This window comes from Vibrio sp. V39_P1S14PM300, assembly GCF_009904765.1.
GTDB classification, from domain to species: Bacteria; Pseudomonadota; Gammaproteobacteria; order Enterobacterales; family Vibrionaceae; genus Vibrio; species Vibrio proteolyticus.
The window spans coordinates 1-4,468 of sequence record NZ_WXWP01000080.1 but is presented as its reverse complement, the minus strand read 5'-3'; the positions used below and the strand labels follow the sequence as shown (position 1 = coordinate 4,468).

Below are 4,468 nucleotides of genomic sequence, written 5' to 3'. Positions count from 1 at the left end.
AAAATTTATGAAACTGAAATGACCCCGAGTTGCCGACGCGTCTCCCTGTTTCTTAAAGAGCTGGGAGTTGATGTGCCACGAGTTCAGGTTAATGTGCGTGACGGAGAAAATCTGACGGACGAATTTCTACGCAAATGTGTGAATGGTAAGGTGCCTTTGCTGGAACTGGATGACGGTTCGACCGTATGTGAAAGTGTCGCTATTTGCCGTTATTTCGATGAAGTGACTCCAAATGACCACGCGTTGTTTGGTCGCAACGCACTGGAAAAAGCGCAGGTAGAGATGTGGCATCGAGTGGTTGAGTTTCAAGAGTTGGTGGCTGGTTTTCAGGCGTTTCGCAACTTGACAGGTATGTATAAAGACCGGGAACATTGTGTGGAAGCGTGGGGCGTAGAATCGAAGGCCAGGGTTGAGGCGTTCTTGCCACAACTGGATCAACGCTTGGCGGAAAGCTCATATGTGGCTGGTGAACACTTCACTATCGTGGATATCACAAGCTATATCTTTATCGGGTTTGCGATGAAGGGGTTGAACATTGAAGTGTTGAACCGCTTTACGCACATAGCACAGTGGTTTGAATGTGTGTCAGCCCGACCGGCGTTTCAATTCTGATTTCGATGATGTCCGCCGTTGTCTGACGGATTGAGCGCTTCGCAGAGAAGCGCTCTTAAGCGTATCAAACGAACACCTTGCTAGAAAGGTGGTGGTTGTTTGGCGGCAGAAATCGCACAACGCGTTTTTTCACGCCGGCGTATGTTGAGAAAACTGTATCCTGCCTGATAATAGCGGTACACTGCGGCAACGAAAACAAAGTCAGGTTTGTTATGACAACAGAATTGAACGAGCTACATGAGCAGGAAATTGAAATCGAGGCCGAGGGCATCGAGGTTTCTGCTCAGCCGATAGAGCTGTACAAAGTAATGAAGATTGCCAACCTGGTGAGTGGCGGCGGTGAAGCCAAACATGCCATCGCAGAAGGTTATGTTGCGGTCAACGGCGAGCTGGAAACACGCAAGCGCCGCAAGCTGTACGATGGTGATTTCTTTGAATTCAATCAAGAATACTACGTTGTATTGTGCGATGCGCCGGTAAGTGAGCCAGAACCTAAGGCCAAACAGCCAGCGTCAAAGCCAGCTAAGCCTGTTGCAGAGAAAAAAACCAAACGGGCAGGTGACAAGTCTGGCAAAAAAGCCAACAGTGAAACCGCGCCAAAAGAGCAGAAGTCCAAGCCGAGTCGAGACGAGAACAGCGGCCGAAATTCCATCGATTTCTTCTGAACGTAAAAAAGCCAGTCTTGCGACTGGCTTTTTTATTTCATCTGTTCACTCTGTCTCTTTTTTGATGGGCTGTCTGATTGCTCCATCAACATATCAAGCTCTTCCTGGGTAATCAGATCACTGAAGTAATCGATTTGGTGTCCCTGGTATCTTAGTTTCTCTACCAGTTCCATTTTTTGAGAGATGGTCAGGTCATCCACTTCGGTGAGCAGTTTCTCAAACTCTACTTTATCCATGGTACCACCCCGGTACAACTACAACCCTTATGAAGTATGGCTTAAGAATGATTATATGCCAATGCGAGAAAAATAAATTGCTTGTTGATCAGCAGTATAATAGCCGCTATATTGCGCTAATCAAAATAATAATGATTCTCATTAATAAGGCGTATATCATGAAAACTTCGTTCGGAATCTTCACGTTAGGGGTGCTGGCTTCATTCACAGTGTCGGCGACACCGGTGACCGTTACCCATGAAATGGGCAGTACCACGCTGGAGCAGAACCCTCAGCGCGTTGTCGTGATTGGCATCGGTGCTCTTGATGCTGTAGACAGTCTGGGCGTCGAGCCAGTCGCGGTAGCAAAAGCCACGACACTACCCGCGTATTTGGCGAAGTACGATGACAGCAAATATGCGTCGGCTGGCAGTTTGTTTGAACCGGATTTCGAAACCATCTACATGCAAAAGCCGGACTTGATCGTCATCGGGTCACGTGCGGCTACCAGCTTTGATGAGCTGAAAAAAATCGCCCCGACCATTGTCTTTGCAGCCGATGATAAAAAAGGCTATTGGGAATCGACTCAGGAGCAGTGGCGAAACCTGGGTAAAGTGTTTGGCAAGAGCGAGCAAGTGGAGCAAAAAATCGATGCGCTGGACAAAGAGTTTCAGTCGATTCGTAGCTACAACCAGAACAACAACATTGATGCCCTGACGGTCATGAGCTCGGGTGGCAACATCACGACGTTTGGCGAGCAGTCTCGCTTCTCTGCTATCTACAAAGATTTTGGTTTTAAACCAACCGTGGAAGGCATTAAAGCCAGCCGTCATGGCGACCTTGTTTCTTACGAATACATTCGCAAAGCTGATCCAACAACTTTGCTGATCATTGACCGCGATAAGCTGGTCAACAAAGGTAAGAGTCACACCAGAGAAGAGTTTGAAAATGACCTGATCAAAGCGACCAAAGCTTACCAGAACAAGCACATGACGTTTTTGGATCTGAATGCCTGGTATCTGGCGATTTCTGGTGTGACGGCCACTGAACAGATGATCTCCGATGTGAAACAGTCTGTTGGCATGATGTAAGCCAATTTCAAGCAGAGGTTAGCTTTGAAAAAGTTATTGCTTGTTTTGCTGTTGCTCAGCGCTGCGTCCCTGTTTGTCGGTGTCGGAGAGTTGAGCGTAACACAACTGATTCAGGGAGAAGCTGCCGCGTGGCAGCTTCTTGTTTACAGCCGCGTTCCACGTTTGTTGGCCATATTGCTCGCGGGGGCAGGGTTGAGCATTGCTGGTCTTATTATGCAGCAGATCAGTCAGAACCGCTTTGCGGCCCCTTCAACCTCCGGCACCATTGAGTGCGCCATGCTAGGTTATGTGCTCAGTCTGGTGATCTTCGGGGACGGAAATCAATTATGGCTGATCTTTTTGGTCGCAATGGCCGGAACGCTGGTGTTCGTCCAGTTTATCCAGCGCGTTCAGTTCAAAAACGCTGTGTTTGTGCCGTTGATCGGGATCATTTTCGGTAATGTGGTGGACTCGTTAGCCAGCTTTATCGCTTATAAATACGATGCGATTCAAAACCTGTCCGGGTGGGCGGTGGCCAATTTTGCCAACCTGCTTCAGGGCGATTATGAGTTGCTCTACATCGCTTTGCCAGTGGCGGTGTTCAGTTACCTCTATGCGGCTCGTATTTCTGCGGTGGGGATGGGAAAAGACTTTGCCATCAATCTGGGGCTGAACTATCAGCAGGTGCTCGTAATCGGTGTGATGCTGGTGTCGGTGATGGCCGCGACAGTAGTGATGATTGTCGGACAATTGCCTTTCCTTGGGTTGATAGTCCCCAATTTAGTGAGCCTTTATTTTGGCGACAATCTACGTCGTAACATTCCGTTGACCGCGATTCTGGGCGCTCTGATTGTGCTGGTGTGTGATTTGGTTGGCCGAACGCTGATTTTTCCATACGAAGTGCCGATTTCCATGATCATCAGTATCCTCGGCGGCGGAGTGTTTATCGTGTTTATCCTGCGAGGTCAGCAACATGCAAGATAAATACAAACTTATCGGCCTGCTGGCGATCGCACTGGTGTTCGCGACGCTGTTTGTTGCCATTGGCTTAAATGCGGATAACTATCAATATTTTCTGTCCCGTCGGGTGCCTAAAGTCTTGGCAATGGTGTTAGCCGGAACCGCGATTGCGCTGTCGTCAATGGCGTTTCAGACCATCACGAACAACCGCATTCTCACTCCAAGCATTATGGGCTTTGACGCGCTGTACCTGTTTACACAGGTGTTGGTGGTGGCCACTTTTGGCGGCATGAGTGCTTATGCGCTCAATGCATACCTTAACTTCGGTTTGTCTGTGGCAATGATGCTGGGATTCTCGTTAGTGCTGTTCTGGTTTTATTTCCAGAAACAGCAGCGTAACCTGATTGCATTGTTGCTTCTGGGCGTGATCCTGGGTCAGTTGTTCTCCAACATTTCGTCATTTTTCATCATGCTGATGGATCCGAATGATTTTGCGTCGGTGCAAGCCAACATGTTTGCCAGCTTTAACAACGTCAAAGTGGATCTGGTGTATCTGTGTATGCCGATTCTGGTGGTGGTTAGCGGGTTGCTTTACCGAATGCACCGGACGCTGGATGTTTTCTGGCTCGATAAAGACAATGCGGTGAGTCTGGGTGTTGACGTGGAAGGCACAACTAAACGGGTGCTGATGTTATCGGCCATTCTGATTGCCGTTTCGACCGCTTTGGTGGGGCCGATTATGTTCTTTGGTTTGTTGGTGACCAACCTGACTCGTGAGTTTTTTAACGCTTTTCAGCATCGCGTTCTGCTGGTCGGGTGTTCAATGTTATCGGTCGCTGCGTTGCTGAGTGGGCAATGGATTGTCGAAAACCTGTTTGCATTTTCAACCACGCTCAGCGTCGTGATTAACTTTATCGGTGGCGTCTATTTCTTATCGATGCTGATC

Annotated in this window: 6 protein-coding genes; 5 read left to right on the top strand and 1 reads right to left on the bottom strand. The window is 48.5% G+C overall.

Annotated features, from left to right (window positions below; all coding sequences use genetic code 11):
• Both CAG65_RS03895 and CAG65_RS03890 read left to right on the top strand, forming a co-directional pair.
• A partial coding sequence (locus tag CAG65_RS03895; protein ID WP_237668739.1) for a glutathione S-transferase occupies positions 1-612 on the top strand: 612 nt, incomplete at its 5' end.
• 212 nt (positions 613-824) lie between these two features.
• On the top strand, positions 825-1,277 hold the full coding sequence (locus CAG65_RS03890) for an RNA-binding S4 domain-containing protein (RefSeq protein WP_161452309.1): 453 nt from the start codon (positions 825-827) through the stop codon (positions 1,275-1,277).
• A gap of 32 nt (positions 1,278-1,309) precedes the next feature.
• Here CAG65_RS03890 and CAG65_RS03885 read toward each other — a convergent pair whose 3' ends face one another.
• Positions 1,310-1,513, bottom strand: a complete 204-nt coding sequence (locus CAG65_RS03885; protein ID WP_040902429.1) for a hypothetical protein — start codon at positions 1,511-1,513, stop codon at positions 1,310-1,312.
• A gap of 158 nt (positions 1,514-1,671) precedes the next feature.
• Between CAG65_RS03885 and CAG65_RS03880 the strand changes: the two genes are divergently transcribed.
• The 3 genes from CAG65_RS03880 to CAG65_RS03870 all read left to right on the top strand — a co-directional run.
• On the top strand, positions 1,672-2,583 hold the full coding sequence (locus CAG65_RS03880; protein ID WP_161452308.1) for a siderophore ABC transporter substrate-binding protein: 912 nt from the start codon (positions 1,672-1,674) through the stop codon (positions 2,581-2,583).
• Between the two features lie 24 nt (positions 2,584-2,607).
• Positions 2,608-3,546, top strand: a complete 939-nt coding sequence (vctD, locus tag CAG65_RS03875) for an iron chelate uptake ABC transporter permease subunit VctD (protein ID WP_021704801.1) — start codon at positions 2,608-2,610, stop codon at positions 3,544-3,546.
• The coding region (locus CAG65_RS03870; RefSeq protein WP_161452306.1) for an iron chelate uptake ABC transporter family permease subunit at positions 3,536-4,468 on the top strand (933 nt) is incomplete at its 3' end. The genes vctD and CAG65_RS03870, both read left to right, overlap by 11 nt.